The organism is Chryseobacterium oranimense, from assembly GCF_900129755.1.
Classification (GTDB): Bacteria; Bacteroidota; Bacteroidia; order Flavobacteriales; family Weeksellaceae; genus Chryseobacterium; species Chryseobacterium oranimense.
In genome coordinates, this window is sequence record NZ_FQWT01000006.1 from 184,847 (window position 1) to 211,196 (window position 26,350).

Annotated in this window: 28 protein-coding genes; 27 read left to right on the forward strand and 1 reads right to left on the reverse strand. The window is 34.9% G+C overall.

The genetic code is table 11. The annotated features are described in order from the left end of the window. Positions 1–62: 62 nt before the first annotated feature. The 11 genes from BUB03_RS17585 (at position 63) to BUB03_RS17630 (ending at position 11,044) form a co-directional block, all read left to right on the forward strand. Positions 63–755, forward strand: coding sequence for a DUF2490 domain-containing protein (locus BUB03_RS17585; RefSeq protein ID WP_073065630.1), 693 nt, complete (start codon positions 63–65; stop codon positions 753–755). Between the two features lie 18 nt (positions 756–773). Further along, a complete protein-coding gene (locus BUB03_RS17590) occupies positions 774–2,060 on the forward strand; it encodes a CitMHS family transporter (protein WP_073065632.1) in 1,287 nt (428 codons plus the stop codon). Between the two features lie 77 nt (positions 2,061–2,137). Continuing rightward, positions 2,138–3,358 carry a cation:dicarboxylate symporter family transporter gene (locus tag BUB03_RS17595; RefSeq protein WP_073065635.1) on the forward strand — a complete coding sequence of 407 codons (1,221 nt, stop codon included), beginning with the start codon at positions 2,138–2,140 and terminating at the stop codon, positions 3,356–3,358. Between the two features lie 70 nt (positions 3,359–3,428). Continuing rightward, positions 3,429–4,148, forward strand: coding sequence for a DUF3108 domain-containing protein (locus tag BUB03_RS17600; protein ID WP_073065638.1), 720 nt, complete (start codon positions 3,429–3,431; stop codon positions 4,146–4,148). A 235-nt stretch (positions 4,149–4,383) separates the two neighbouring features. Continuing rightward, the gene (locus tag BUB03_RS22210; RefSeq protein WP_262483337.1) at positions 4,384–4,518 is read left to right on the forward strand and encodes a hypothetical protein; all 135 of its coding nucleotides are present in this window, start codon (positions 4,384–4,386) and stop codon (positions 4,516–4,518) included. A gap of 175 nt (positions 4,519–4,693) precedes the next feature. Continuing rightward, positions 4,694–4,972, forward strand: coding sequence for a co-chaperone GroES (locus BUB03_RS17605; protein ID WP_040997294.1), 279 nt, complete (start codon positions 4,694–4,696; stop codon positions 4,970–4,972). A gap of 34 nt (positions 4,973–5,006) precedes the next feature. Then, positions 5,007–5,366, forward strand: a complete 360-nt coding sequence (locus tag BUB03_RS17610) for a four helix bundle protein (RefSeq protein ID WP_073065641.1) — start codon at positions 5,007–5,009, stop codon at positions 5,364–5,366. A gap of 53 nt (positions 5,367–5,419) precedes the next feature. After that, positions 5,420–7,045, forward strand: coding sequence for a chaperonin GroEL (groL, locus tag BUB03_RS17615; RefSeq protein WP_040997297.1), 1,626 nt, complete (start codon positions 5,420–5,422; stop codon positions 7,043–7,045). A 146-nt stretch (positions 7,046–7,191) separates the two neighbouring features. Further along, positions 7,192–8,340 carry an ATP-binding protein gene (locus tag BUB03_RS17620; protein WP_073065643.1) on the forward strand — a complete coding sequence of 383 codons (1,149 nt, stop codon included), beginning with the start codon at positions 7,192–7,194 and terminating at the stop codon, positions 8,338–8,340. A 168-nt stretch (positions 8,341–8,508) separates the two neighbouring features. Next, entirely contained in the window at positions 8,509–9,393 is an 885-nt protein-coding gene (locus BUB03_RS17625; RefSeq protein WP_073065646.1) for a restriction endonuclease, read from the forward strand. 268 nt (positions 9,394–9,661) lie between these two features. Then, positions 9,662–11,044 (forward strand): ATP-dependent nuclease, encoded by a 1,383-nt coding sequence (locus tag BUB03_RS17630; RefSeq protein WP_073065648.1) that lies wholly within the window; start codon positions 9,662–9,664, stop codon positions 11,042–11,044. 151 nt (positions 11,045–11,195) lie between these two features. Here BUB03_RS17630 and BUB03_RS17635 read toward each other — a convergent pair whose 3' ends face one another. Beyond that, positions 11,196–11,420 carry a helix-turn-helix domain-containing protein gene (locus BUB03_RS17635; protein ID WP_073065650.1) on the reverse strand — a complete coding sequence of 75 codons (225 nt, stop codon included), beginning with the start codon at positions 11,418–11,420 and terminating at the stop codon, positions 11,196–11,198. Positions 11,421–12,129: 709 nt separating this feature from the next. Here BUB03_RS17635 and BUB03_RS17640 point away from each other — a divergent pair. The 16 genes from BUB03_RS17640 (at position 12,130) to BUB03_RS17715 (ending at position 26,340) form a co-directional block, all read left to right on the forward strand. After that, positions 12,130–12,654: a hypothetical protein gene (locus BUB03_RS17640; RefSeq protein ID WP_073065653.1), complete on the forward strand. Its 525-nt coding sequence runs from the start codon at positions 12,130–12,132 to the stop codon at positions 12,652–12,654. A gap of 393 nt (positions 12,655–13,047) precedes the next feature. Further along, complete coding sequence (locus BUB03_RS17645; protein ID WP_139258913.1) at positions 13,048–13,983, forward strand: Kelch repeat-containing protein; 936 nt, start codon at positions 13,048–13,050, stop codon at positions 13,981–13,983. 133 nt (positions 13,984–14,116) lie between these two features. Then, a complete protein-coding gene (locus BUB03_RS17650) occupies positions 14,117–15,013 on the forward strand; it encodes an alpha/beta hydrolase family protein (protein WP_073065659.1) in 897 nt (298 codons plus the stop codon). Between the two features lie 119 nt (positions 15,014–15,132). Then, positions 15,133–15,594: a hypothetical protein gene (locus BUB03_RS17655; RefSeq protein WP_073065662.1), complete on the forward strand. Its 462-nt coding sequence runs from the start codon at positions 15,133–15,135 to the stop codon at positions 15,592–15,594. Positions 15,595–15,638: 44 nt separating this feature from the next. Then, complete coding sequence (locus tag BUB03_RS17660; RefSeq protein WP_073065665.1) at positions 15,639–16,631, forward strand: phosphotransferase; 993 nt, start codon at positions 15,639–15,641, stop codon at positions 16,629–16,631. Positions 16,632–16,869: 238 nt separating this feature from the next. Next, positions 16,870–18,102, forward strand: a complete 1,233-nt coding sequence (locus BUB03_RS17665; protein ID WP_073065668.1) for a DUF2268 domain-containing putative Zn-dependent protease — start codon at positions 16,870–16,872, stop codon at positions 18,100–18,102. Between the two features lie 161 nt (positions 18,103–18,263). After that, positions 18,264–18,764, forward strand: a complete 501-nt coding sequence (locus BUB03_RS17670) for a carboxypeptidase-like regulatory domain-containing protein (RefSeq protein WP_073065671.1) — start codon at positions 18,264–18,266, stop codon at positions 18,762–18,764. Positions 18,765–18,893: 129 nt separating this feature from the next. Then, positions 18,894–19,262 (forward strand): hypothetical protein, encoded by a 369-nt coding sequence (locus BUB03_RS17675; protein WP_073065674.1) that lies wholly within the window; start codon positions 18,894–18,896, stop codon positions 19,260–19,262. A gap of 277 nt (positions 19,263–19,539) precedes the next feature. Continuing rightward, positions 19,540–20,634, forward strand: coding sequence for a hypothetical protein (locus tag BUB03_RS17680; protein WP_073065677.1), 1,095 nt, complete (start codon positions 19,540–19,542; stop codon positions 20,632–20,634). A gap of 203 nt (positions 20,635–20,837) precedes the next feature. After that, a complete protein-coding gene (gene arr / locus BUB03_RS17685; protein WP_040997326.1) occupies positions 20,838–21,263 on the forward strand; it encodes an NAD(+)--rifampin ADP-ribosyltransferase in 426 nt (141 codons plus the stop codon). Positions 21,264–21,419: 156 nt separating this feature from the next. Continuing rightward, on the forward strand, positions 21,420–21,731 hold the full coding sequence (locus tag BUB03_RS17690) for a hypothetical protein (RefSeq protein ID WP_073065680.1): 312 nt from the start codon (positions 21,420–21,422) through the stop codon (positions 21,729–21,731). Further along, positions 21,728–23,542: a M48 family metalloprotease gene (locus tag BUB03_RS17695; RefSeq protein WP_073065683.1), complete on the forward strand. Its 1,815-nt coding sequence runs from the start codon at positions 21,728–21,730 to the stop codon at positions 23,540–23,542. Before BUB03_RS17690 ends, BUB03_RS17695 begins: the two co-directional genes overlap by 4 nt. Positions 23,543–23,629: 87 nt before the next feature. Next, on the forward strand, positions 23,630–24,289 hold the full coding sequence (locus BUB03_RS17700) for a DUF2461 domain-containing protein (RefSeq protein WP_073065686.1): 660 nt from the start codon (positions 23,630–23,632) through the stop codon (positions 24,287–24,289). 21 nt (positions 24,290–24,310) lie between these two features. Then, on the forward strand, positions 24,311–25,075 hold the full coding sequence (locus BUB03_RS17705; RefSeq protein ID WP_040997330.1) for a hypothetical protein: 765 nt from the start codon (positions 24,311–24,313) through the stop codon (positions 25,073–25,075). 142 nt (positions 25,076–25,217) lie between these two features. Then, positions 25,218–25,736, forward strand: coding sequence for a DinB family protein (locus BUB03_RS17710; RefSeq protein WP_040997332.1), 519 nt, complete (start codon positions 25,218–25,220; stop codon positions 25,734–25,736). 109 nt (positions 25,737–25,845) lie between these two features. Next, positions 25,846–26,340 (forward strand): tetratricopeptide repeat protein, encoded by a 495-nt coding sequence (locus BUB03_RS17715; RefSeq protein ID WP_040997334.1) that lies wholly within the window; start codon positions 25,846–25,848, stop codon positions 26,338–26,340. The last annotated feature ends 10 nt before the right edge of the window (positions 26,341–26,350 follow it).

Genomic DNA, 26,350 nt, shown 5'->3' on the forward strand with positions numbered 1-26,350 from the left:
ATAAATCCGCGGCTGAATCTTATAAATATATTTGAGACATCAGGATGTTAACTCAATATTACATGAAAATTAAATTCAAATTAATCATTATTTTACTGCTGGCTGTAACCTCACAAGTTCATGCCCAAAGCCGGGACAGCTACAATATGTGGTTCCAGTATCTGATGTCGGCAAGACTGACGGATAAAAGTACGTTGACCGCCCTATCCCAGTACCGTTCTTTTGATCTCGCTTATGACACCAGGCTTTTCCTTGTATCGGCCTATGTAGATTATGAAATAGCCAATGAGGTAAAACCTGCTGCCGGATTTATGTTCCTCGTACTGGATTCCTATAAATCTGACAATACAAAGAAAGAGAGGTACGAAAAAAGGCCTTTCCAGCAGGTGACACTGGGAGGTAATATCGGAAGAACTTCAGTTTCGCATCGCTTCCGTGTGGAAGAACGGTTTATCAGTAACCCCAATGATTTCATCGTCAGGCTGCGTTATCTGATTTCTCTGAGAATTCCTTTTAACAGAGCAGGAGAAAAAGAAAAACTGTACGGCATTCTGAAAAATGAAATAAGAATGAATGTCGTGAAGGATGAACCGTTTGACAGCAACCGTTTAACGGCTGGCATCGGGGTTAAAGTGGGGAAAAATTCTGCTATTGAAGTCGCTTTTATCAACCAGCTGGAGACCGGATCTACCAGCAACTATGGCTACATTGGCTACAGAAACAGCTTCGACTGGAGAAAAAACAAAAATAAATAACTATAAAACCAATCATTTATGCTTACTTTCCTTGGATTTCTCATGATCCTGATCTTCATGGTCCTGATCATGAACAAAAAAATGACCCCGCTCACTGCCCTGGTCATCGTACCCGTAACCATAGCTCTTTTTGCAGGTTTCGGCCCTGAGCTGGGGGATATGATGAAAAACGGCGTAAAAGAAATCGCGCTTACAGGAGTGATGCTGATCTTTGCCATCCTTTATTTCAGCTTAATGATCGACACAGGCCTTTTTGAGCCTTTGGTAAATATAATTTTAAAAGCTGTTGGGGACAATCCCATCAAAACCACCATAGGAACTGCTGTTCTTACGGCTTTGGTATCGCTGGACGGCGACGGCTCTTCCACTTATCTGATTGTGGTGGCTGCCATGCTTCCACTTTATAAAAGACAGGGCATGAATCCTTTAATCCTGACGTGTATTATTATGCTTGCCGGCCAGATTATGAATATTCTGCCATGGGGAGGGCCTACGGCAAGGGTAATGAGCTCCCTTAAGCTGGGGCACACAGAAATTTTCGTTCCTATGATCCCAATTATGGCGATAGGAATCCTATGGGTGATTTTTGTAGCTTATATTTTGGGAAGAAGAGAGAAAATAAGGATTGCCAAACATGGAAAATTTACCAATTACAACAGCAATGATATTATTGGTGAAGTGGATCCTAAACTCCGCCGTCCGAAACTGATCCTGATCAATCTTGCTCTTACAATTGCCCTTTTAGTAGTAATGATTCTTGATATTGTTCCTTTAGGCATTGCGTTTATGATAGCGTTCTGCCTGGCCTCCATTATCAATTATCCAAAGCTGAAAGACCAGCAGAAAATCATCTCAAAACATGCCGGGAATGCCTTATCTGTGGCCGGAATGATCTTCGGGGCCGGGATTTTCACCGGAATACTGAACGGTTCAGGGATTATGCAGGCCATGGGAAACAGTATGATAGAAATAGTACCCAAAAGCTGGGGAGGCTACCTGAATATCATCACTGCTCTGTTCAGTATTCCGCTCACTTTTTTCCTTTCCAATGATGCCTATTATTTCGGAATACTTCCTATTATTGTTGCTACCGGGCATCAGCTGGGAATTTCACCGGAAATATTAGGAAGGGCAAGCCTTATCGGCCAGGGGTCGCATCTTCTGAGTCCTTTGGTTCCGTCTACCTATTTATTGGTTTCACTGGCAGGTGTGGAATTTTCGGATCATTTGAAATATACGCTGAAATGGGCATTGGGCTCTTCTATTGTGATGCTTCTGGCAGCATTGATTTTAGGAGTTATTTAACCAGAATTCGTTAATTATTATTATATTTCGGATATGTAATAAACTCCCGGTTTTGCACAGACAGTATATTTTTTCAGATGAACCTTTTTGAAACAAAGAAAACATTCACAGGAAGATATTTAAAAAATCTTACCTTATATGTATTTGCCGCCATTCTCGGTGGAGTGCTTACGGGACATTATGCACCTGAAGCAAGCATTAAACTGGGAATGGTGAGCAGGTATTTTTTCATGGTTCTGGAAATGCTTATCCTTCCCATAATTTTCATGGCGATCATGTACGGGATCTGCCAGCTTTCCGGGATTAAAAACGCAAGGAGCATTGTATGGAAAACTATTTTGTATTTTCTGGTCATAAGTTCCATTGCGATTATTTTAGGGATTGTTTTTGGTATTGCAGTAAAACCGGGAGCCGATACAGGGATCGATATTTCCAGGATCAGTAAGTCTCTTCCCAGAACCTTCGAAATCAATGATACCAGCCTATCCGGAAGGCTGTACCTCAACAGGCATGGGATTTTCCTTATCACTTCAATTATAGCCGGAATTTTAATGAACCTCTCAAAAGGAAGAGAAAAATTCCTGAACATATTAGACCGCGGTCTTAAGATATTTTACACGGTAATCAAATATCTCTATATCATTCTTCCGGCAGTTATTTTCTGTAATATTGCTTATGGAATTGCCGTGTATGGTATTAATACGCTTCTTCCTCTCAGTAAAGTTGTGGCAACGGTTTACCTTGCCGATATTGTCTTTATTTTCGGAATTTTAGGCGCTGTTGCTTATCTGTTTAAAATCCGGTTGTGGAAATTTTTACTGGATTTAAAAGAAGAAATCATCCTTGTGATCACTACCTCTTCCTCAAAGACCGCATTCCCTCTGATTTTTGATAAAATGGAATCGGAAGGATACAGCAGAAAAATTTTAAGATTTGTTATTCCTTTGGGATATAATTTTAATCTTTCCGGAGCCTGTATCTATATTTCGGTAACGTGCTGCTTTCTCATCCAATTCTATAATATCTCATTAACTTTAGGTGATTATCTCTGGCTTTTCGTGATCATTTCTGTCACTTCAAAAACAGCATCAGGAGTTCCGGGCTCCGGATTTCTTGCCCTTATTTTCACTCTGAACAGATTCGGGAAAATTCCTCTTACGGATATCGCCCTTCTTTATAGTGTTGACCGCTTTATGAATGAAGCAAGATCTGTAACAAATTTTATCAGTATTGCGATTTCCGGGGCTGTGATTTCAAAAATTAGTCAGAATCAGAAAGACAAGATACATTCTACCTGACCCTGTGTATAAATTAAAAATAAGGCTGTAACTTTTTGAAAATCAAATCTACTTATCATAATAAAAAACCATGAAATCATTTCTTGTTCTTTTATTGGTAAGCAGCATTAATTTATTTTCTCAGAAGCTGCTCACTCCCGGCAATAGCAATATTGATCCTAAGCTGATCAAAGACGAAACTTCGGAAGCAGTCTGGTACGCAGAAAATGCAGGATCTAAAATAGAAATAGGCAGCATTATTACCGAGCTCAAAAAATTAAACAAGACCGATCTGCTCATTAAAACTACTGTAAAGCTGAAAAAGGCACCTGATGCCCAATGGACAGATTCCACCATTGTAAATACAGCGAACTTTGAGCCTGTGTATCATTCATCTTTTAATGCGATGAGAGATATGGTTCTGAAATCGGGTAAAACTAAGGTAACCGGATATTATCTGGATAAGAAATCCCAGAAAAAGGACTATATAGAAATTCCGGCCACAGATTATTTCGACAGCAGCAGCTACCCTATGGCTATCCGTTTCTTTCCTTTAAAAGAAAACTATACTGCTGATCTTTCTATCTTCGATTATAATCCGGATGCTAAGAAAGGACTTATAAAAGCTTACATACTGGACGTCAAGAAAGCTGAATACGATGGTAAAAAAGTCTGGACTGTAAAAACTACGGATGACATCAGGGATAAAACAACGATCGTCACTTATTATATTGACTCTGAAACCAGAAAAATCCTCAGGCAAGATATGGACCTTGGCGGTAGAAAAATGACACTGGAAACAATTAAATAAAGAGTCTGAAAATTTTATTACAACGATAAGCTTATTCTTTTAATATGTATTTTAAATTATTGAAATAATATTTAAAACACTGATTTTCAAAATACAAAACTCAATAATTAATCTACAAATAGTGAATAACATATTCATATTTTTTCTATCTTTGAATAACACCTACATCAAATCGTCAAAAATCCTGATTGACATTAAATGTTCAGGAGTATAAAACAAATTAAAATATTAAATCATGAAAAATGCAAAATCATTAAGCAGAGAGGCCCAAAAGTCCATCATTGGAGGTGCGGCCAGAGTTGTTTGCTGCGAATGGAACGACCAGGGAAAATGCATCCTTTGGATCGGGCCGGGACAGTACTGCCCATAATTCACAGAATTATTAGAGTTAAATACAAAAAGCCGGAAGTTTCCGGCTTTACTTTTTTTATTTTTCTGCCAAATTTTCACACTGTTAAATAAAATTCTGCCATTTCATCCACAGGTGTCCCATGGCATACATTTAGAGAGCTATAATGGAGAATTAATTAAAAAATAAATATATTATGTCAGTAAACTTTAAACCATTAGCAGACAGAGTTCTTATCGAGCCTATCGCTGCCGAAACTAAAACAGCTTCAGGTATTATTATCCCGGATACTGCGAAAGAAAAACCGCAGGAAGGTACTGTGGTAGCAGTAGGTCCAGGTAAGAAAGATGAGCCTACAACTGTTCAGGTAGGTGACAAAGTTCTTTACGGAAAATATTCAGGTTCTGAACTAAAATTGGAAGGGAAAGATTACTTAATTGTAAAAGAAGGAGATTTATTAGGAATCATCGGTTAAAATGCAACAGGCATTAAGCTATAAGCAGTAGGCAATGAGAGACTACAAAAAATATGACGTTTGGAAAATCTCCCACGAGTTGGTAAAAGAAATTTATATTATTTCTGAAAACTTTCCAAAATCAGAACTTTTTGGGCTTACCTCACAAATAAGAAGAGCGGCTGTTTCTATTCCTACCAACATCGCAGAAGGTTGTGGAAGGTCCACAGATAAAGAATTCGCAAGATTTATAGAAATAAGTTTAGGTTCAACAAACGAAACTGAATATCTTCTTTTACTGTCTTGTGATTTAGGTTTTACTTCTGAAGATACAATAACAAAGCTTAATGCAACACTCAATTTAATCAGACAAAAACTTATACAACTTAGAAAAAAATTATTAAATAATAATTAACAGCTTCAAGGCAAAGCTTATTGCTTACTGCCTAAAGCTTAAAGCTTAACATTATGGCAAAAGAAATAAAATTCGATATTGAATCAAGAGACGCTCTGAAGAGAGGAGTTGATGCATTGGCTAATGCAGTAAAAGTGACTTTAGGTCCTAAAGGTAGAAACGTAGTGATCGAAAAATCTTTCGGTGCTCCGCACGTAACTAAGGATGGTGTTTCTGTAGCAAAAGAAATCGAACTTGAAGACAGAGTAGAAAACATGGGAGCCCAGATGGTAAAAGAAGTGGCTTCCAAAACCAATGATATTGCAGGAGACGGTACTACTACCGCTACTGTTTTGGCACAGGCTATCGTAAGAGAAGGTCTTAAGAATGTAGCTGCGGGTGCTAACCCAATGGATCTTAAAAGAGGTATCGACAAAGCTGTAACTGCAGTTGTTGAAAACCTAAAATCCCAGTCTCAGGAAGTGGGAGATTCTACAGATAAAGTGAAGCAGGTGGCTTCTGTATCTGCCAACAACGACGAAACTATTGGTGCTCTGATCGCTGAAGCTTTCGGAAAAGTAGGTAAAGAAGGAGTGATTACTGTAGAAGAAGCTAAAGGTATCGATACAACGGTAGATGTTGTAGAAGGTATGCAGTTCGACAGAGGATACCAGTCTCCTTACTTCGTGACTAACCCTGAGAAAATGGTAGCTGAAGTAGAAAACCCATACATCCTTTTGGTAGAGAAGAAAATCTCTTCCATGAAAGAATTGCTTCCGGTTCTTGAACCGATTGCACAGGGTGGAAAATCTCTATTGATTATCTCTGAAGAAGTGGAAGGTGAAGCTTTAGCTACTTTGGTGGTAAACAAACTGAGAGGTTCTCTTAAAATTGCTGCCGTAAAAGCTCCTGGATTTGGAGACAGAAGAAAAGCAATGCTGGAAGATATCGCGATCCTTACAGGTGGTCAGGTAATTTCTGAAGAGCAAGGTTTCACTATGGAAAACATCTCTCTGGATATGCTTGGAACTGCTGAGAAAGTAACTATTGATAAAGATAACACAACGATCGTAAACGGTGGTGGTGACGAAGCGAAAATCAAAGGAAGAGTAGCTCAGATCAAAGCTCAGATGGAAACTACAACTTCCGACTACGACAGAGAAAAACTTCAGGAAAGACTGGCTAAGTTAGCCGGTGGTGTTGCTGTACTTTACGTAGGTGCTGCTTCTGAAGTAGAAATGAAGGAGAAAAAAGACAGAGTAGATGATGCCCTACACGCTACAAGAGCTGCTGTAGAAGAAGGTATCGTTGCTGGTGGTGGTGTTGCTTTAGTAAGAGCCATCTCTGCTTTGGAAAACCTTACAGGGATCAATTTTGACGAAACTACCGGTATCAAAATCGTGAAAAGAGCGATCGAGGAGCCATTAAGACAAATCGTTGCCAACGCAGGCGGTGAAGGTTCTGTAATCGTAGCTAAAGTAGCTGAAGGACAAGGTGACTTCGGGTACAATGCTAAAACTGACGAATATGTGAACATGCTTGAAGCAGGGATCATAGACCCAACCAAAGTAACAAGAGTTGCCCTTGAAAACGCAGCTTCTGTTTCCGGAATGCTTTTAACAACTGAATGTGTAATCACTGAAGTGAAAAAAGACGAACCAGCTATGCCAATGGGTGGTGGAATGCCGGGAATGATGTAACAGCTGTTGCTGAGACAATTTAATATACTAACCGTTCTACTTTTTGTAGGGCGGTTTTTTTGTTGAATTATGGTTTCCCGTAAGGAAATATTTAACTAGTATTTTAATTTAGCGTGAAAGTTTGGAAAAATTGAAGCCTTCGACCTATGAATTTAGAATTATTAAAATCAGAAGTAACGAAAATCATTGATAATATAAAAAACCATGGAATTTTCAATAAAGAAAATAGTTTTATTGATTATAAACTAAAGTTAAATCACTTCGGAGTAACCGACGAAACAGATATATTTTTAAGAAATTTCTCTAAAGATATTTTATCTTTTACAAATAACAATGGTGGAATTATTTTAATTGGCTTTGATGAAGATTCTACAACTAAACAAATTAATGATATTGGACTAAATCAAGTCGATATAGATATATTTTCTAAGATAGATCTTAATATAGTCACACAAAAATTTGATTCAATAACTAAGTGTACAATCAAAGTTGATCTTCAACAATTCCAGATAAGCGCAAGAAAATTTTATTACATTCTTATTGAAAAAAACAATGATGTGACAATTCCAATCAATGACTTTATAGATTACAAATTAAAAAAAGGTGAAATAATTTATAGAGTTTCAGGGAAAAACGAATTAGCTAATGAAAATTCACATAAGCTTAATAGTTTTCTGCAATTAAAAGCGAATGAAAAAAGTAAAGAATTTATGGAGATCTGGTCGAAATTACTTCCTGAAATTTTTGACATTAATCCAAAAGAAATTTTGATGATAAATCCTAAAACAAATAATATTTATGGTTATAATCAAAAAGATAAAAATCTATCAAGCAGTGAAATTGAAATTGATAAATCGGAATCAGGAGTCTTTAATATTATTTTAAATGCTATTTCGGCTGGTGAAATTGGTAAAATATCAGATACCGAAGGTAAACCACTCTATAAAATTGTTGGAGAAATAAAAAGTTCTACACCTAGAGATTACATAACTTTATCGACATTAGACTCCGAAATTAAAAAAAATGCAAAATATAATTTTACAAGTCCACTTTTAAAACTTGCATTTAAAGAACTTGGATGGACAAACATTGAAAATTTTCATATTGAAGATCCTGAAGAAAATATTCTTAATGAAAAATTTTCTAATTTCATTTGGATTGAAAATATAGATACTATAAAAGATAAAAAAAAGGTTGTGTTTTCTAAAGATGCCATTGAACCTTTAATTGAAATAATAAATGACAAAAGTAATCATGTTAAATATTTCAAAAGAAACTTACATTCAAAACAATAATTTATTTTAAACATTTCCTCGCTACCACACGATTGTATTATTAGAATGTTTAATTATACTATTATAACCACACGAAAGGATTCGTGCGGTAGTGGAGAAATGATTCGCGTAGTAGCCAAGTTTATCTTAGAATAATCTGTAAATTTATACTTACTGATATTAAACACCATGTCAATATTTGAATATAATAATTTTGATAGTCCATTAAGTGTTGGTGATGACAATCCTCACATGAAAAAATGTGTTTTTTGTCAAAATAAACTAGAAGTTTTTTCAATAAATGATTATTGGGATGTAGATTTAAAAGAAATTTATAACTTTCATCAATTAGGAAAGAGTTGGGTCCATGAAGAAGGGATGGATGAAGAAATGTGGGAGCTTGATCTTTCTACATATTCCTGTGAAGTATATTTTCATCATTGTAATAAATGTGGTTGGTGGAGAATAATAAAGGATGTGACTGTTAGTGCTAAAGTATGGCAGTTATGGCAATTTTTCTATGGCACTGCAGGGCTATCGAAAAAATTAGATTTGCATAATATTGATGTTCCAATCAATGAAATTTCAAAATATCTTCTAGCTAAATATGAAGCAAGATTTAGTTTACATCCAAAATTATTTGAAGATGTAACAGGACAGGTTTTTAAAAACCTTGGATATGATGCAATTGTAACAGGTTATTCAAATGATGGTGGAATTGATGTCATCCTAGAAAAGCAAGGTAAACAAATTGGTGTCCAAGTTAAGAGATACAAGAATAAAATAAAGGTTGATCAAATAAGAGAGTTAACAGGTGCTCTCTTTCTTTCTGGTATACCAAGTGGTATTTTTGTAACTACATCAGATTTTCAAAGTGGAGCCAATAAAGTAGTTCAAAAATCTTCTAATAAAGGTATGCCTATTGAACTTATAAACGCTACAAGATTTTATGATATTTTAAAATTGACTACTGAGTCTAAACTTGATAAAGAAAATATTCGAAATAAACTTGAATTAGCTTTAAATAGTAAATTATTTAGTTACAATTGGGAAAATCCTATGAATAGTCTTTAAAAAGTTAAAATTACCATACAATTCATTCTCCCCGCGCTACCGCACGAATCTTTCGTGTGGCTTTAGCTTTTAAACTATTATTGGAATGTTTAATTTATAATACATAACCACACGAAAGATTCGTGCGGTAGCGGTGGTGTGTTTTTTTTGATTATGGTTTCCCGTAAGAAAATATTATTAATTAGTAGTATATTCAATGATATAAAATTATAGACTAAATAGTATGTCTCTCCCTTATCGAACAAATATATTTATAAGAAATTAAAACATGTATTCAAAATTATCAATCAAAGGTTTAAGAGGTTTTTCGCAAACAGGAAATCTCAATTTAAGTATTCCAAATGGACAAATCGGCAGTGGCTTGACTACGCTTGTAGGACCAAACAATGCAGGAAAATCAACAATTATTGAAGCATTTAAAGCATTTAATAGTATTAAAGGGCATAATAAACCTAGCTTTACAGAGGGGAAAAGAAATAAAAATACAGATGATAGAATTGAATTAAAATTATATAAAGATGACGATAATTTTATAACTTTAAGAACCTCTCCTCAAGGGGGAAGCGAAACAGAATCTATATCGAATGGATTGGAGGATAGCAATATTAACATATTTGTCATAAAATCAAGAAGGACTTTTAATCCTTATTTTAGCAAAAGTAAATGGAATAGAAATGATTTTTTTCAACATGATGCATTTGAGGAACAAAGAAGTGCAGTTTACAATAATTTCAGCAACAGGCTTTTCAATATAAATGAGAATCCAAATGATTTTAATAAAATATTATCCAAAGTATTGAGCCCTCTTCCTAACTGGACAATAGACCAATCTGACAATGGCAACTATTATATTAAGTTTAATTATGATAACCATTATCATAGCAGTGAAGGAGCAGGTGAAGGACTTCTTAGTATTTTTACCATAGTTGATGCCTTATATGATTCTCAAAAAGATGATATTATTGTTATTGACGAACCTGAACTATCATTGCACCCAAGTTTACAGAGAAAGCTATGTCAGCTTCTTTTAGAATTTTCGGCTGATAGACAAATTGTTATTTCTACTCACTCTCCATACTTTGTTAGTTGGGAATCTCTTTTAAATGGAGGAAAACTGGCTAGAATAATCAAAAAAAATAATGGAACAGAAATTAATCAATTAGTAGAGAAACAAATTCAATCCATTAAACAACTTTTAGGTAATTTTTTCAATCCGCACACTTTGGGAATAGATGCTAAAGAAATTTTTTTCTTAGAAGATAATGTTTTAATTGTAGAAGGTCAAGAAGATGTTGTTTATTTCCAACAAATTCTTAATATATTACACCTGCAAATTAGTGGAAGTTTTTTTGGTTGGGGAATTGGAGGCGCAGGTAATTTAGATAAAATTTTAGATATTTTGAATCAACTAGGATACGATAAAGTTAGTGTAATATTAGATAAAAATATGGAACATTTAATCAAACAATACTCAAAAGATTATCCTTATTTATTTCAAGCTATACCTACAAATGATATCAGAGACAAAAAGGCTATTCAAGAAAAATCTGCTGTTGAAGGTTTAATTGATCAGTCAGGTAAAATTATAAAGGAACAATATATAGATGATATACAAAAAATAATAAACAATATCAACGAATATAATGCATAATAAATTAACATAAGCTAACAAAATCAATCTGTTAGAAATCATTAGAATTACTTATCGCTCAGCAAAGTCTCATGATTTTGAGCCCAATAAAATAAAACCAATCTATAAAAAAAAATAATCTCCGAAGTCTGAAGACTTCGGAGATTATTTTTTATTCTATTTTAAAATCAAATAATTCTTGAGGATGAACCTCTAATCCTTTAGACAGTTCCTGTATTGTTGAAATTCTTAAATCAACTTCTCCTTTTTCAATTTTGCTGATATTACTATGGTCTACATCACATTTCTGAGCTAACTCACGATAGCTTAATCCCAACTTCTTTCTAAATTTTTCAACTCTTTTTCCAAAAGCTATTCGAAACTCAATTCTATCCATTGCAATACCATTATCAAAGCAATTTGGAAAGTTTATAATAAAAAAAATGTAGTTGAATTAACCTACAGTTAAAAAATTATTTTATATTTGTACAATAAGCTACAATAAATGTAGCTTTGCGATACTTCAAAGAATAAAAGAAGCTATTGCTTAGAATCTTGCTTTTGAAAACTGGTAATTTTTAATAGGAACAAGACGATAAGCAGGAAGCTCACGACCTAGGCGTGGGCTCTCCTTATCTGTTCCAATGGTATACCAGTGCCTCAAAAGCGGATATTGTAGAGTCTCATGCCGTTTTTATTTTCATGCAGTTCTGTTTTTCTACAATAATTTTCTAAGCCTGCTTTACAACATAAAGTATCATGATACGGTACAATGGAGTGTACAATCCATTGCGGCTTTAGGGCTTTTAGAAAAACACAAATTCTATCATATTCATTGGGATTGTATGGGCAGGAAGTTCAGGCGGGCTTCCTCCTTTTACGGCCAGTAAAATCGTACCATAAAAACATGACAAAAATTTATAACCATTAAGGAACATGAAGAGAATAAGATAAGTTAAGATCCATCAAAGATGGTTGAAGCAACCCGCTAAAAACATAGCTTCAGCTATGAGCTTAATAATTCTTAATCACTTAAAAAAATCTTAATGGTTAAGAAAATAGTACATCAATTATTTTGAAAATCACTATTACAAAAATACAAACTCATGAAAAAAAACAGAACAGACTTTCAATCCCGGCTTGGCAAAAGCCGGAAGAAACATTGCGGCATACAGCTAATGGAAAACTATTTTAAGCTCAATGACCTTGCAGCATCCAAAGAGCTGCTAAACGACATTATAAGTTATGCGGTAAAAAGAAACAGCTGGATAAAAGAACACCCATCCGTTATCCTTCATTTTCAGCAGGCGATGCGGTCATTCATCCGTGCAGGCTACCTCATAGCGCTACAGGAAAAGAAAAGAACCGCAACTATTCAGTTGGAAGATGTTTCCCCGTCGGTTCTTGGCTTGCTTTCAGAGAAGGAATACCAAAATCCTCTGTTAGTCTTTAGAAAAGCATTCAAAGAATACAGCATCAAGGAGTTTGATTATTTTATTTCCGGGATGGTCTATCTCTCACTGGGAATCTATAACAATCTGCCGGAAAGGAATATTATAAGTCCATACATTCACCTCACCAAAATGCTGGATGCGGCCTATCTTATTCTTGAAAGGAAAGAGAAAAAATAAAGACAACTCCATCCTGGTTTGCAAAGAACATTTTAAATTAATGACTTAACTGTCAGCCTGACTTATGAATAGTATTTCATTACAACCACTATTGTTTGCCCCTACCCGAGAACTCCGTTGGTTTCCCACAAACTGCGTAAGACTTCCATACAGCTCATTTTATGACAAACACCAGTGGTTGTAATCAGAAGAGTTTTGCTACGCGAAGCTATCCTACTTTACGCCGTTCAAATAAATAAATCCGAAGTCTGGATAATTTAGGGCATTGAAAAAGCTAACCGAAAAAATTAGCTTACACTTTTTCCCTATATTTGACTTTGATGTTCAAGTGATATTCGGGGGCAAAACAATCCCGGATTCTCAACAGAAAACAAACACTAAATCTTAATACCATTGAAAATAAAATTAGTACTCCTTTTATTTTTTGGCTCATTGTTAGCCCATGCACAAACACTTCAATTTAAAAATATCGCCAATATGTCTGCCGGCAGAGGGGCCACAGCCAGTGTCATAGTGAATGATGATATCTATGTGAGCAATGGGTATCAGGCAAAAGCAAGTGATGCAAGGTATGTTGAAAAATATAATATTACCACCAACAGCTGGAGTATTCTCAATTCTACCCTGCTTCCCAAAAGATTTGCTAATTCAGAGACTTACAATAATAAAATTTATATTTTTAACGGTTGGGGAAACAGCCACCTTGAAATTATAGACCTTGCCACCAATACCCTATCGAAGGGGGCTGTGAATCGTTCCTACACAGGAAATGCAGGTTCAGCCATCCATAATGGCAGGATATATGTATTTGGCGGCAGCGGATTAAATGGAGCTGCCACCACCGTATTTTCTAATAAATTCCAGTACTATGATATCGCTTTGAACACATGGAACCCATTACCGGATATGCCCACAGCCAGAGAAGCAAAAGGCAAAATTGTTAATGATAAACTTTATGTAATTGGTGGTTTTAACGGGACGCCATCGCGCCTGATCAACGTTTACGACCTCAATACTAATCGTTGGATCGATAAGTACACGATGCCTGTTGGGATATCCGGACACTCATTAGCTGTATCCGGTAATAAAATTTTTATTGTAGGTGGTCTTAATAATCAATCTTTTTTGGCCTATTTTGATACCACAACCAATAAATTACATCAGTTATCATCCAATATGATTCCCAGAAGAGACGCTGCAGCTGAAGTATACAACAATAAATTATACATCATAGGTGGAAGTACAGCGTCCCTCACCAGCTCAGCTATTAAAAGCATACAAGTGGCAGATATTAGCGAAAGTGTACTTTCTGGAAATGTCAGCCAATAAGATCCAATATTTTAACAAAGGCCAGTGCGGGCAGGAGGCCGCCCCCAATAACCATTTACCGAAAGGAAATACCATCCGCTCTATTTTTACAGGGCGATTTTTTTGTATTATATTTGACGACTAACCATGATCTATGAAAATTCACTCTTTTTCCGGCTTTTATTTCCGACTGCTATTGATAGCTTTTCCGCAATTTGTATTTTCACAATCGGTCGGCTTTACCATTCAGGATGTAAAATTTGAAAGTCAGGGCATTACTCTCGCAGGCTCCATTTTAGAGCCTGAAAAACCATTGGCAGCAGTTGTCATTGTTCATGGCTCCGATCCGGTAAAAAGAGAAATGGAGTTCGCCAAACGCCTTGCCAAAGAAGGTATTGCCGTACTCACCTATGACAAACGTGGCGTGGGAGAATCCGGCGGGGTGTATGTAGGTCCATCTGTTGGCACAAATAATATCGACACTGCTAATCTTAATTTATTGGCTCAGGATGCCAATGCAGCCGTAAAAACATTCGGAACCTATTTGAAAGATAAAAAAACACCCGTTGGATTAGTAGGTTTCAGCCAGGCAGGATGGATCATCCCGATGGCTGCCAGCAAAAATCCACAGATTGAATTCATGGTCTTATTTAGTGGACCTACCATTACGACGCTGGAGCAGCTCCGGTTTCAGTTTTATACGAATGGAAACAATAATTTCTGGGAAAACCATACAGAAGCAGACGCCCTCGAACATACTAAAAATGATCCGGACAAATATCAATTTACAGCGACAGACCCAAAAACCTCTCTGAATACCCTTTCCATTCCCGGGCTTTGGCTTTTTGGTGAAAAAGACATCCAGATTCCGGTAAAGCTGTGTATGGAACAATTGAATACCCTTAAAGCCCAGGGCAAACCTTTTGAATATACTTTATTTTCTAAACTGGGACACAATACTTCTTCCGGCAACGATACGGCACCTGTCGATATTGCTGTCCAATGGATAAAACACAAAGCCTCGATTAAAAAATTTAAACTTTCAAAATAAAAACCAAAACAACATTTGCGCAATTGTATATATTGTGTATACCGTAATATATAATTTGGATGTTAATTTTACCAAAAACCCGTATGAAATTGAATTTTAGAATATTAACATTGTTTCTTATGTCCTTAATTTTATCTTGTCATGAAAAACAAAATAAAAAAAAGGTAGAAAATCTGAATAGTAATTGGGAAAAACTTGAAATTAATACTATCAGTGAAAAAATACTGATTTCAAAATTTTCTGATTCTGCAGAATATGAGCAAAATCCAAATAATATTACATTTAAAATAACGCCCGAAAATGGACAAACCAAACAGGAAAAAATCGTGAAAAAGAAAATTTATTTCACTAAATCTGAAAAAGATAGTTTAGCAAAATATATTTATATGTCTGTAACCGAGCCAAAATTTACAAATGTTCTAGCAACTGATTATGTGGGAAACGTGATGCTAAAATACGATACAGGAAACACAAAATTAACCTGTGAGTATAATTCAGTTGGAGATTGGAGTGTAGTTTCTGATGTTACAAGAAAAATTTATGAATTAATATCCAAAAAAGCAGAAGTATCCAAAAATTAAAAAAAACAGCAGAGAGGCCATAACCACAGACACATCAAGAATTAATGACAGAAAAATTTCCGGTAATAAACAGCACACTTTCACCCAATGAACTTGGCAAACTTATTCAGCAAAAATACGGATTAAGCGGCAAAACGGAATGCAGCATATTCAGACTTGCCATGAACCATTTATACATTGTTTCCGATGGCGAAAACAGATACGTTTTCAGAGTTTACACCAATAATTGGCGAACAAAATCAGAAATCCAGGAAGAATTAAGACTTTTACTTCATTTAAAAGACACTGACCGGCAAGTTGCTTTTCCAATTGCTGATCAATCGAACCAATACATCCAGGAAATTGAAGCTCCGGAAGGAACAAGGTTTGGCGTTTTATTTTCGTATGCCAAAGGTACAAAGACAGCAAAATTTTCATCACAGACAAGCTTTCTTATCGGGCAGGCATTGGCAAAAGTTCATCAATCCACAGAGAATTTTGAACTAAAGAGAATGTCTTACAATACTCAGAATTTGCTGGACAACTCTGTTTTTAGAATAAAAAAGTTCTTCAATAAAAACATCAGCGAAATTGAATTTTTAGAAAAACTGTCTGCATTTTTAACGCTAAAAATCCAAAATATCGACAAACCAGAAATGAGATATGGAAGCGTACATCTTGACGTTTGGTTTGACAATCTGCACATTGACGATGAAAAGGAAATAACATTTTTTGACTTTGACTTTTGCGGTAACGGCTACTTATGTTTCGATATTTCTTATTTCCTGTTTCAGTTACTTGCAACCAATCTGAACGAAGCAGAGTATCAGGAAAAAGCAGAAAGTTTTTTAAAAGGCTACGAAACAGTAACAGTAATCAGCGCCGAAGAAAAAAGATTTTTGCCTTATGCCTGTTTAGCAATTATGACCTATTACATAAGCGTTCAGTGCGACAGATTTGACTATTGGACCAATATTTTCCTGAATGGAGATCATTTAAAAAGAATGGTGGGAAATCTGAAACGATGGATTTCTTACAATAAAATTGAAATAGAATAACAGAAAACAATGAACAGCTAACATTACATTGGCAAAATACTGTACGAAAGTCTAAGTTGAAATATTTGCAATTTTTTGCCACTGCTATTTTTCGTTTAGACTTTCTTAGTAATTTAGTCACCCGAAAAAGCATCGGACCTGTTTGATAGAACTTTAACAAAAGATTCTGCCGCACTTCGCCAATACTTTTCCGTTGTGAAACATTCTATCTAAAATTGCGTTTAAAATCAAAAAAAACATGAATTCCAAACTTTTAACTACTATTTTCCTCTTAATAATTTCTAATTTTTCTTTCGGACAAACCAGTTTTTCAGAAAGTCCATTAAATGCTGTTTTTGAAACCCGGGATTTTACGAATTTCTGGACAGCATTTGACAAAATGGAAACTTCAAAAGAAAACCCGTTTAAAGAATATTTACAAAATGGTTCTGTGGGTTTAAAGGCGTTTCCTTACAGGGTAATGAGCGCAGATTCCTTATATGCTAATGTTAAAAGAAAAAAATCTGAATACGAAATTACACGGAATATCATAAATGACATCCCATCAAAAGAAAAAAGGTTACGCGCAATTTACAGCGCCCTGAAATATTGGTATCCTGAAGCTAAGTTTCCACCCATTTATTTGGTGTATGGTTTAGGATATTCAGGAGGAACCTCTACAAATGACGGATTAATCATAGGCACTGAAGTCATAAAAAATCTTGATGGTCTTCCGGCACTTGCTGCTCACGAATTAATTCACTTTCAACAAAATGTTGAGGGAGAACAAACTTTACTGAAACAATCCTTATTAGAAGGAGGAGCAGATTTTATCGGAGAGCTTATTTCGGGGGAAAATATAAATTCTGCACACCACCAATACGGCGAAAAAAATCTTGACAAACTATGTAAGGAATTTGTGAGCAGACTAAAAGGAGAAGATCAACAGGACTGGCTGTATCAAACGTCAAAAAAAGATGACCGCCCCAAAGATCTAGGATATTGGATGGGATATAAAATTGTGGAAGCCTATTTTAATAAACAGAAAGATAAGAAAAAGGCTATTGATGATATTCTGCACATAAAAGACCCCATGCAGTTTTTGAAAGAAAGTGGTTTTTTAAGTTCATATATTGAAAGTTATCAAAAATCTAAAAATGAAGATCCCGATACATTCTATAAAATATTTTCAGATGAAGTTTATAATGTATCAATCACTGTAAAAGTTCCCAATAAAGAAGATGATATATATATCACCGGAAATCAGGAAGAATTAGGAAAATGGGTCCCAAATAAGATAAAACTGAATAAAAAAAGTGATTATGAAAGAACAATAACACTAAAATTACACACCCCGGCAAAATTTAAATTCACGAAAGGAAGTTGGGAAAAGCAAGCTGAAGTTTCAGGAATAGAAAAAGGCAGTAATATTTCTTTAGAAATAGTAAAACCTAATACAAAAGTAAAATATGAGATCATCAATTGGTTTTAGAACTGAATTAAAAGAACGTCGCAAAATATGGTATTGGCAACGGTCAGTGACCTAGGCAAATTAATATATTAACCGTTCTATTTTATAGAACGTAAACTTTCTGCACATAATATCGCCAATACTTTCCATTATCCTCAATATCATCCAACAAAACACTGAAAATGAAACAAATACAAATTTTAATATATTTAATTCTATTTTCTTGTTGCAATGCTCAAAATTTAAGCGGAAAAATAAAAGATTCACTGATTTTTAGAAAAATTGAAAATCCAATCTTCAATCTTAAATTAATCAACGAAAAAACAAAAGAAGAACTAACAACAACTACAAACCAAAACGGAGAATTTGAATTCCAAAATTTAGAGAATGGAAAGTATAGACTTGCAATTCAAAACGAAGAATATCAAAAAAATGAATTTCAAATTGACTTCAATAAAAATCTGAATAAAATTTTTTTCGCAGAAAAATTCTGCAAATATCGAATGAATAAAAGTAAGACTTGCCCAATATGTAAATCAGATGAAAACGTAATTCCAATTTTTTATGGATTAACAACTACAAAATTTATGAAAAAAAACAAAAAAAAATATCATTTTGCTGGATGCGAAACCTCAAGTTGCGATCCAAAATGGTATTGTAAAACTGATAAAACTGAATTTTAAATACAACATTATATTGGCAACGGCCAGCGAGCGAGGCAATTTAATATACTACCGTTCTATTTTAAAGGTGTTTTTTAAATTATGTTAGAAGCAATACGTAAATTTAATATAAAATTATAACGGACGACAATGGCAGAATGGAAACCAATATCGATAACGGAACTTTATGACCAAATCCTAAAGACAGAAACCGACCTGACCGGAGAACTTTGGAACTTCTGGCAATTAATAAAAATTACTCCGTCGAAGTGGATAGAAAAAGAATATGGAGATGAAGGCGATGGTTTTTGGGTTGTGGCAATTTGCGGAACAAAAATTATTTGGTATAATGACATTGAAGAGGGATTCAATATTTCTGACTATAAAAACTACGGACAAATTGAAGGTTACTATTGTAATCAAGACGAATTGAATTGGGCTGTAACTCGGCTATTTGATTTAATAAAATTTGGTGGAGAAATTATTGGACAAGCTGGACCACCACAAAACCTAGCGTGAAAACAACACATTTGCAATAGGTGAGTTTCGTTTTCAGTAGAATCTGTTGGTTTAAAAAATATGTAAAGAATATGGTATAAAGGAATTTGATTATTTTATTTCCGGAATGTACTATTTCTCTCCTTAATACATTAATCTAAAAGCCAAGCCACACGAAAGGATTCGTGCGGTAGCGAGGATATCTTTCTTAAGTTTACTGTGAGGAAATTTAAGCAACTATTTTGTTTAAATTTACAAACAAAAAAATCACACAAATAACCGGACCTCAACCCTAGCAATGGAAAACAATTTTAAAAATTTCGAAGAATCAATCAAGAAAAAACACAGCATCAATTTCACTCCAAAGTATAAAGAAGAATTCAAAACATCTGTAAATGAAATACTATTCATTGCTATTTCAGAGAAAACTTTTGAAAAATTGGACTGGGATATCGTTTACAAAGACAACAACAGCATAGAAGCAAAGCGTAAAGAAACAGGCTGGATGAATGAACGCTGGACAGAAATCATTACAGCCAGCTATAAAAATGGAACTGTTTTAGTAAAAAGTGAATCTTTAGGTAACGAAATGTGGGATGTGGGAAAAAACTCTAAAAGAGTAAAATTATTTATTTATGCTTATCAGGAAACCTTAAAAACTTTTGACCAACAGGCACTCAATGAACTTGAAAGTGAAGTAGAAAGGAAAAATAACTGGGATGATTATATCATTCCTGAAACTTTACCAAAGCCAGCACAAACAAAAGTTCCCAATATCACAGTACCCATTATTGGAGGCTTATGTCTTTCATTAATTCTAGGTTTTACCTTAGCAATCCTTTCTTTAAAAGGACTTTACATTATTGTACTGTTTGAGTTTTTGGTGGCAACTGCTATTGCTTTTGTGATGAAATATTTAATTAAATTTTCAAACTACACGGATTTTAACAAATTAAAATATCTGTTGGGAGTGATGATTATATTGATTTATATATTAAACCAATATTTTCAGTATGAACTCATTTTGAATATAAACAATTTGGAAAGAATTGGATTTTTGAATTTTTTACAGATAAGATTTACTCAAGGTTTTACGGTAAATAAAATTAATTTAGGTTGGATTGGCTGGATAATAAGCTGGATCTTACAATTAGGACTCACAGGTATTTTTCTTTATTTAAAAATAGTTGCTGTCCTCACCAATTATATTATTGAGCGAGTTCCGGCTGAAGTTGTTGACTTCGCATTTTATCATGTTGTAAAAGAAAAATCAGAGAAAGAGATTAGAAACGAACTTGCTAAAAAAGGCTGGTCTGACAAAAGAAGTCAGGATGAAGCTCTTGAAGCAATTGGGGGAATGCAAAATGCAATAGAATTAAACAGAATTAAATAAAGATAAACATTTAAACGAATCCATATTTACAGTAAATTAAAAAAATACTTTTCCAAGTTTCTCAAACCTGTTCAAATAATTCATCCGCCCAAACCAACAAAATCAGCCAGATAGATTCCCTGATGAAATGATACAGAGATTTTTTCATTTCAAAACAATTACTTAAGTTTACAGGTTCTTCTAACTTCAAAAACACTTTCACAATGGAAAACAAAAAAGACGGGAAAATTCTTGACAAAGGTCCATTTTACCACGGTACAAAAGCTGATTTAAAGATTGGGGATTTGCTCAGTGCCGGATTCCAATCGAATTATTATCCTGAGATTACCATGAATCATATTTACTTTACGGCCTTACAAAACGGGGCAGGACTGGCTGCCGCGCTGGCAAAAGGAGATGGCCAGGAACGTATTTATATCGTAGAACCAACAGGAGAATTTGAAAATGATCCCAATGTAACCGATAAAAAGTTTCCGGGAAACCCTACCCGTTCCTACCGAAGTACAGAACCCTTAAAAATTGTCGGAGAAATAACGGAATGGATTAAACTGACCGATGAAGAGCTTCAAAACTGGCGGGAAAGAATCGCGAAGCTTCGGGAAAATCCGGACGCTGAAATTATCAATTAAGACCTCTGACTGTTTAAAAAATTTATACCATCATTTCCTTATCTACACTTACACACAAAAAATCAGGACAATAAAATTGCTCCAAATCCAGAGCAAAATTCTTTTTTTTTTGCCTTTTTACACTGATGTGTGTATTATTGTAAAAAAATTATTTCCATGTATATTCAGGTTTCCGATGACTTCAAAAAGAAAAGCAAATCCGCTGTTCTGGCCATAACTGTATTTATTATTGTTTATATCCTCATGTTTCTTTTGACCATAGCTCTGGCTGTAGGATGCATCATTGGAGGGATATGGTTAATTGCGGTAAAGCCCATGTTTTTGACCCTAATGCTGGGAGCCGGACTTGCAGGAACAGGAGGTTTTGTATTTTTCTTCATCATTAAATTCCTGTTTAAAAAACACATCAACGACAGAAGCCATCTTACCGAGATCAAAGATCAGATGAACCTGAACTTTTCAGAATGATCGATGAAATTGTAAAAGAAGCCGAAACCGACTTTCCCAAAAAAGTCTATTTGTCTTATGATGTGAATGCAAGCGTATTCTATGATTCCAGCTTCTGGAGTATGTTCTACCCTATTAAAAAGAACCTGACGATCGGACTTGGACTGATCAACACCTCCACAAAACAGGAACTGAAGGCTGTTCTTGCTCATGAGTTCGGACATTTCTCCCAACGTTCTATGAAAGTGGGGAGCTATGTATACAATGTTAATCAAATCATTTTCAATCTTGTTAATGATGATGAATCGTACCGTAATTCTATTTCACAATGGGCCAGCTGGAGCGGGTATTTTTCGATTTTTGCGGCATTGGCGCTTTTTATTACCGGTAAAATCCAGTGGGTTCTTACCAAAATGTATTCTTTTGTCAACATCCGTCATATGGCGCTTTCCAGGGAAATGGAATTTCATGCCGATGAAGTAGCTGCTAATATTGCGGGTTCACTTTCTTTGGAAGAATCGCTGCTGAGGATGGAACTGGCCAACAATTCCTATCAAAATGTACTTAATTTTTATGAAGCAAGATATTCAAAAAACCAGGCCAGCCAGAATATTTATAAAGAACAGTTTTTTGTCATCAATTTCCTTGCACAGCAAAGCGAACTGGACACCAAATACGATCTTCCCAATGTAAAGCTTTCCGAATCCGGACTTTTTAACAAATCGAAACTGACCATTGAAAATCAGTGGGCCTCCCACCCTTCCAATGAAGACCGTATTGCAAGGCTCCGGAAGCTTAATATCATAAAAGACTCTGAAAACGAACCTGCCAAAAACCTTTTCCGGGATTTTGAAAAAACAGAAGAAAAACTGACATTAAAGCTTTTTTCAAAGGTAAAATATCAGAAGGAAAAAACTAACCTTGACTTTGAGACCTTTGCATCTGAGTTCGAAAAACAGCATATTAAAGATTCCTTTGATAAGATCTTCAACAGTTATTATGACAATAAAAATCCTGACTTCAGTGTTCAGGAAAACGCAGCAGCAAAAGATCTTTCTTTTGAGCAACTGTTCAGTAAGGAAAAAGTGGAAATGGTTTACACATTAATTGCCCTTGAAAATGATAAAAAAACAATAGAAGCCATTATCAGAAAGGAAATTATTTTAAAAACCTTTGATTACGACGGTAAAAAATACAACATCAAGGAAGCTGGAAAGCTTGTTCCGGAAATCAGTAATTCTATTTCAGAGGTAAAAAACCAGATCCATCAGAATGATTCGGACATCTACACTTATTTCCTCAGATTGGCAAAAGAGGTTGATAAAAAAGATGAGTTTGAAAATATCTACAGAAAATTCTCAACCTATGACAGCGAATACGAAGACAGGTTTAAACCTTATACGGATATCATTGCTGCCACTGCATTTCTGAACACAAAAACACCGTTTGAACAAATCAGCAGAAACATCAAAAATCTTAAACCTCATGAAGAAAGATTAAAAAGTGAGATCACACCCTATATAGACAATCCCCAAATGATTGATGACCTTGAGGAACAAACCATAAAAGACCTGAAATATTATATCGAAAAAGACCTTATCTATTTTAATAACAACCAATACCTTGAAACTAATCTGCAGCTTCTCATGACTGCGATCAATATTCTGCCCTATTTCCTTCACAAAAAATATTTCCTTCTGAAAAAAGAGCTTCTCGCCATGATGAAGGATCTTGAAAACAGAATTGACGTTTCAGAAATAACTTTAGCAGAGAAATTGGTAAATACAGAAGGAAAGGAAAATGGATCTGCTGCAAATGAAATAACAGTTTAGCTTCTATGTATATTTAGAATCGTTCTGTTGACAGAGCGGTTTTTGCTATTTTTGAACAATGAAACTGAATATATTTATAATAGTAATATGAAAAAAACCTTTGAATTCCTTAAGCAATTAGAAAAGAACAACACCCGCGAATGGTTTGCCCTGCACAAATCTGAATATGATTCGGTTGTAAAAGAAAACAAGGCGTTTTTCAATAAAATTTATACTGAGCTTCAGGAACATGATAATTTAAAAGGCATACATATCTTCAGGATTTACAGGGATGTTCGTTTTTCCAAAGATCCTACTCCGTACAAAACCAATTTCGGGGTTGGATATTCCCGTTCAAAGCCGATGCTGAGGGGTGGATATTATATTCATCTGGAGCCCGGCAATAGTTTCGTGGGAGGAGGATTCTGGGGTCCCGATGCTAAAGATTTGCTCCGCATACGCAAAGAATTTGAAATCAGCACCGCGGAAATTGAAAAGATCACTTCTGAAGAAACATTTGTGAAATACTTCGGGCAAATCGAAGGAGATGCTGTAAAAACAGCTCCGAGAGGCTTTGATAAAGATCATCCCTCTATAGATCTTATCAGGAAAAAGCAATATGTAGTAAGGCGGAAATTTACAGATAAAGAAGTGCTGTCAGACGGATTCCAAAAAGAAGCCCTTCTTACTTTACTGGCAATGCGCCCTTTCTTTGATTACATGAGTGAGGTGCTTACTACGGATTTGAATGGGCAACTTTTATTTTAAGAAACAGAAATACTTGTACAATTGTATAACTCAATAAGGAGAAACAGAAATATCGGAACAGAGAATCAAGGTTATGGTCAAAATAACAAATTGACTATTTCCTCGCCATATGGAGATCTGAAATCTTTTTATGAAAGACTTTCCAACTATCAGAAAATAACCAGAATAATAAATAACCATGAATTTATATTTATAGTTGAAGAAACCCGTGAAAATTCTATCCATTCATGTTCAATCAATGATATCCAGAAAATCATTGAGGAGATTCCAACTAAGGATTATGGAGAGCTGAAATTTATCATTCTAAGGCAACCCAAAAGAAAAGAAGAAATCCTCTCTCCGGTTTGGGGAAGATTAATTTACAGTTATGAATTTGAAAATGAATATTTTCCTGCTATTATTCTAGATGCAATTAATACAGAAAAAAAATTATTATGGACGAAGAAACAAACTATTGAGGATCAAAAGGAATTCGAAAGATTAAAAGCTGATGGACATACATTTGTACAAACTAAAAGAAATTTCATCACCGAATTTAATCCCGAATTTGTAAGAAATACTCAACTTTATAGAACTCTATCACATGAATTTGGACACTATGTTCACTACTTAGAAGTTGTAGAAAGACCATGTAATCATACGGAAGATTATGATGAAAAAGAAAAAAGAATGGATCTATATTTTGCGCTTCCAAAAAGTGAGAAAGAAGCATTTGCCCACAAATACGCAGAGCAATTAAAAAATAAGCTAATTACTGAAAATAAAATTCCTTTCAGTACATTATAAAAAATCAACAAGAATATTATTCTATTGAAGAGGTTTTACCATACAACCTATTTTACTACAGGATATTTCATTTTTATAAAATCCGGTTAATATTTTACTTATTTTTATCTCACCAATATCACTAAACAAAATATTAATCATCATGAGTTTAAAAACATTAATCACGCACAGTGTTCAGTACAACAATTGGGTAGTCAACAAGTATATCGACTGGCTTTCAACCAAATCTGACGAGCAGCTTAACCGGGAAGTGATTTCCAGCTTTCCGACAATCCTTGCAACCCTGCACCACATCTGGCAGACCCAGCAATATTGGTGGAGTTACATTGCAGAAAATAATGATTTCGATTTTGCAAAAATTTCGGCCGCGGTTACTAAAGAAGAAATTTTCAACGGCATAAAAACCAATTCCCAAAAGTTGGTAGATTATGTGGAAAGCCTGTCAGAAGAAGACTTAACAAAAAATATAAAAATAGAATCCCAATGGTTCCAGTGCGACTTTTCCAAATATGAGTATATCCAGCATGCAATTATTCATGGAACCTATCACAGAGGACAAATTGTAACCATGGGACGGAATGTGGGAATAACAGATGCTCCAATGACCGACTACAACTTCTGGAATATTTATAAAGATACGGAAGTACAATCTGAAGCATAAGTAGCCAAGTATTCACAATATCACCAAAAACCCTGAATAATGAATTCAAATTATCTTTCTGCCAATCAGGGTATTGAAGCCATAGAAGACTGAAAAATATCTATAAAAAATGAAAGATTTTGAACTTTGGGAAGAAGAATTAAAAACCATATGGAATCAGCTGGGAACCATTCCCGACAATGATTTTATTGACAAAATAAAAGTACATACAGACAAAATATCTTCCACTGAACCCAATGCTATTGCAGATTTCGAAAGAGCCTGCGCCTACGATTCCACCGGCTTTGAAAAAAATGCAGAACCGCTGTACAGATCTGCTCTACGGTTAGGACTTACCGGATTGCGGAGAAGAAGAGCAAGAATTCAGCTGGCAAGTACGTTGCGCAACAATGGAAAATTTTCTGAAAGTATAGAAATACTGAGGGAAGAAAAAGAAAATTATTCTGATGAGCTGGATGATGCCGTCAATGCTTTTCTGGCACTGTCGCTTTCTTCTGTTGATAAGGATAAAGAAGCATTATCATTAGTTTTAGAATCACTTTCTGCCCATTTACCGAGATACAATAAATCTGTTTACAATTATTCGAAGGAACTTATCAAATAATGATGATCAA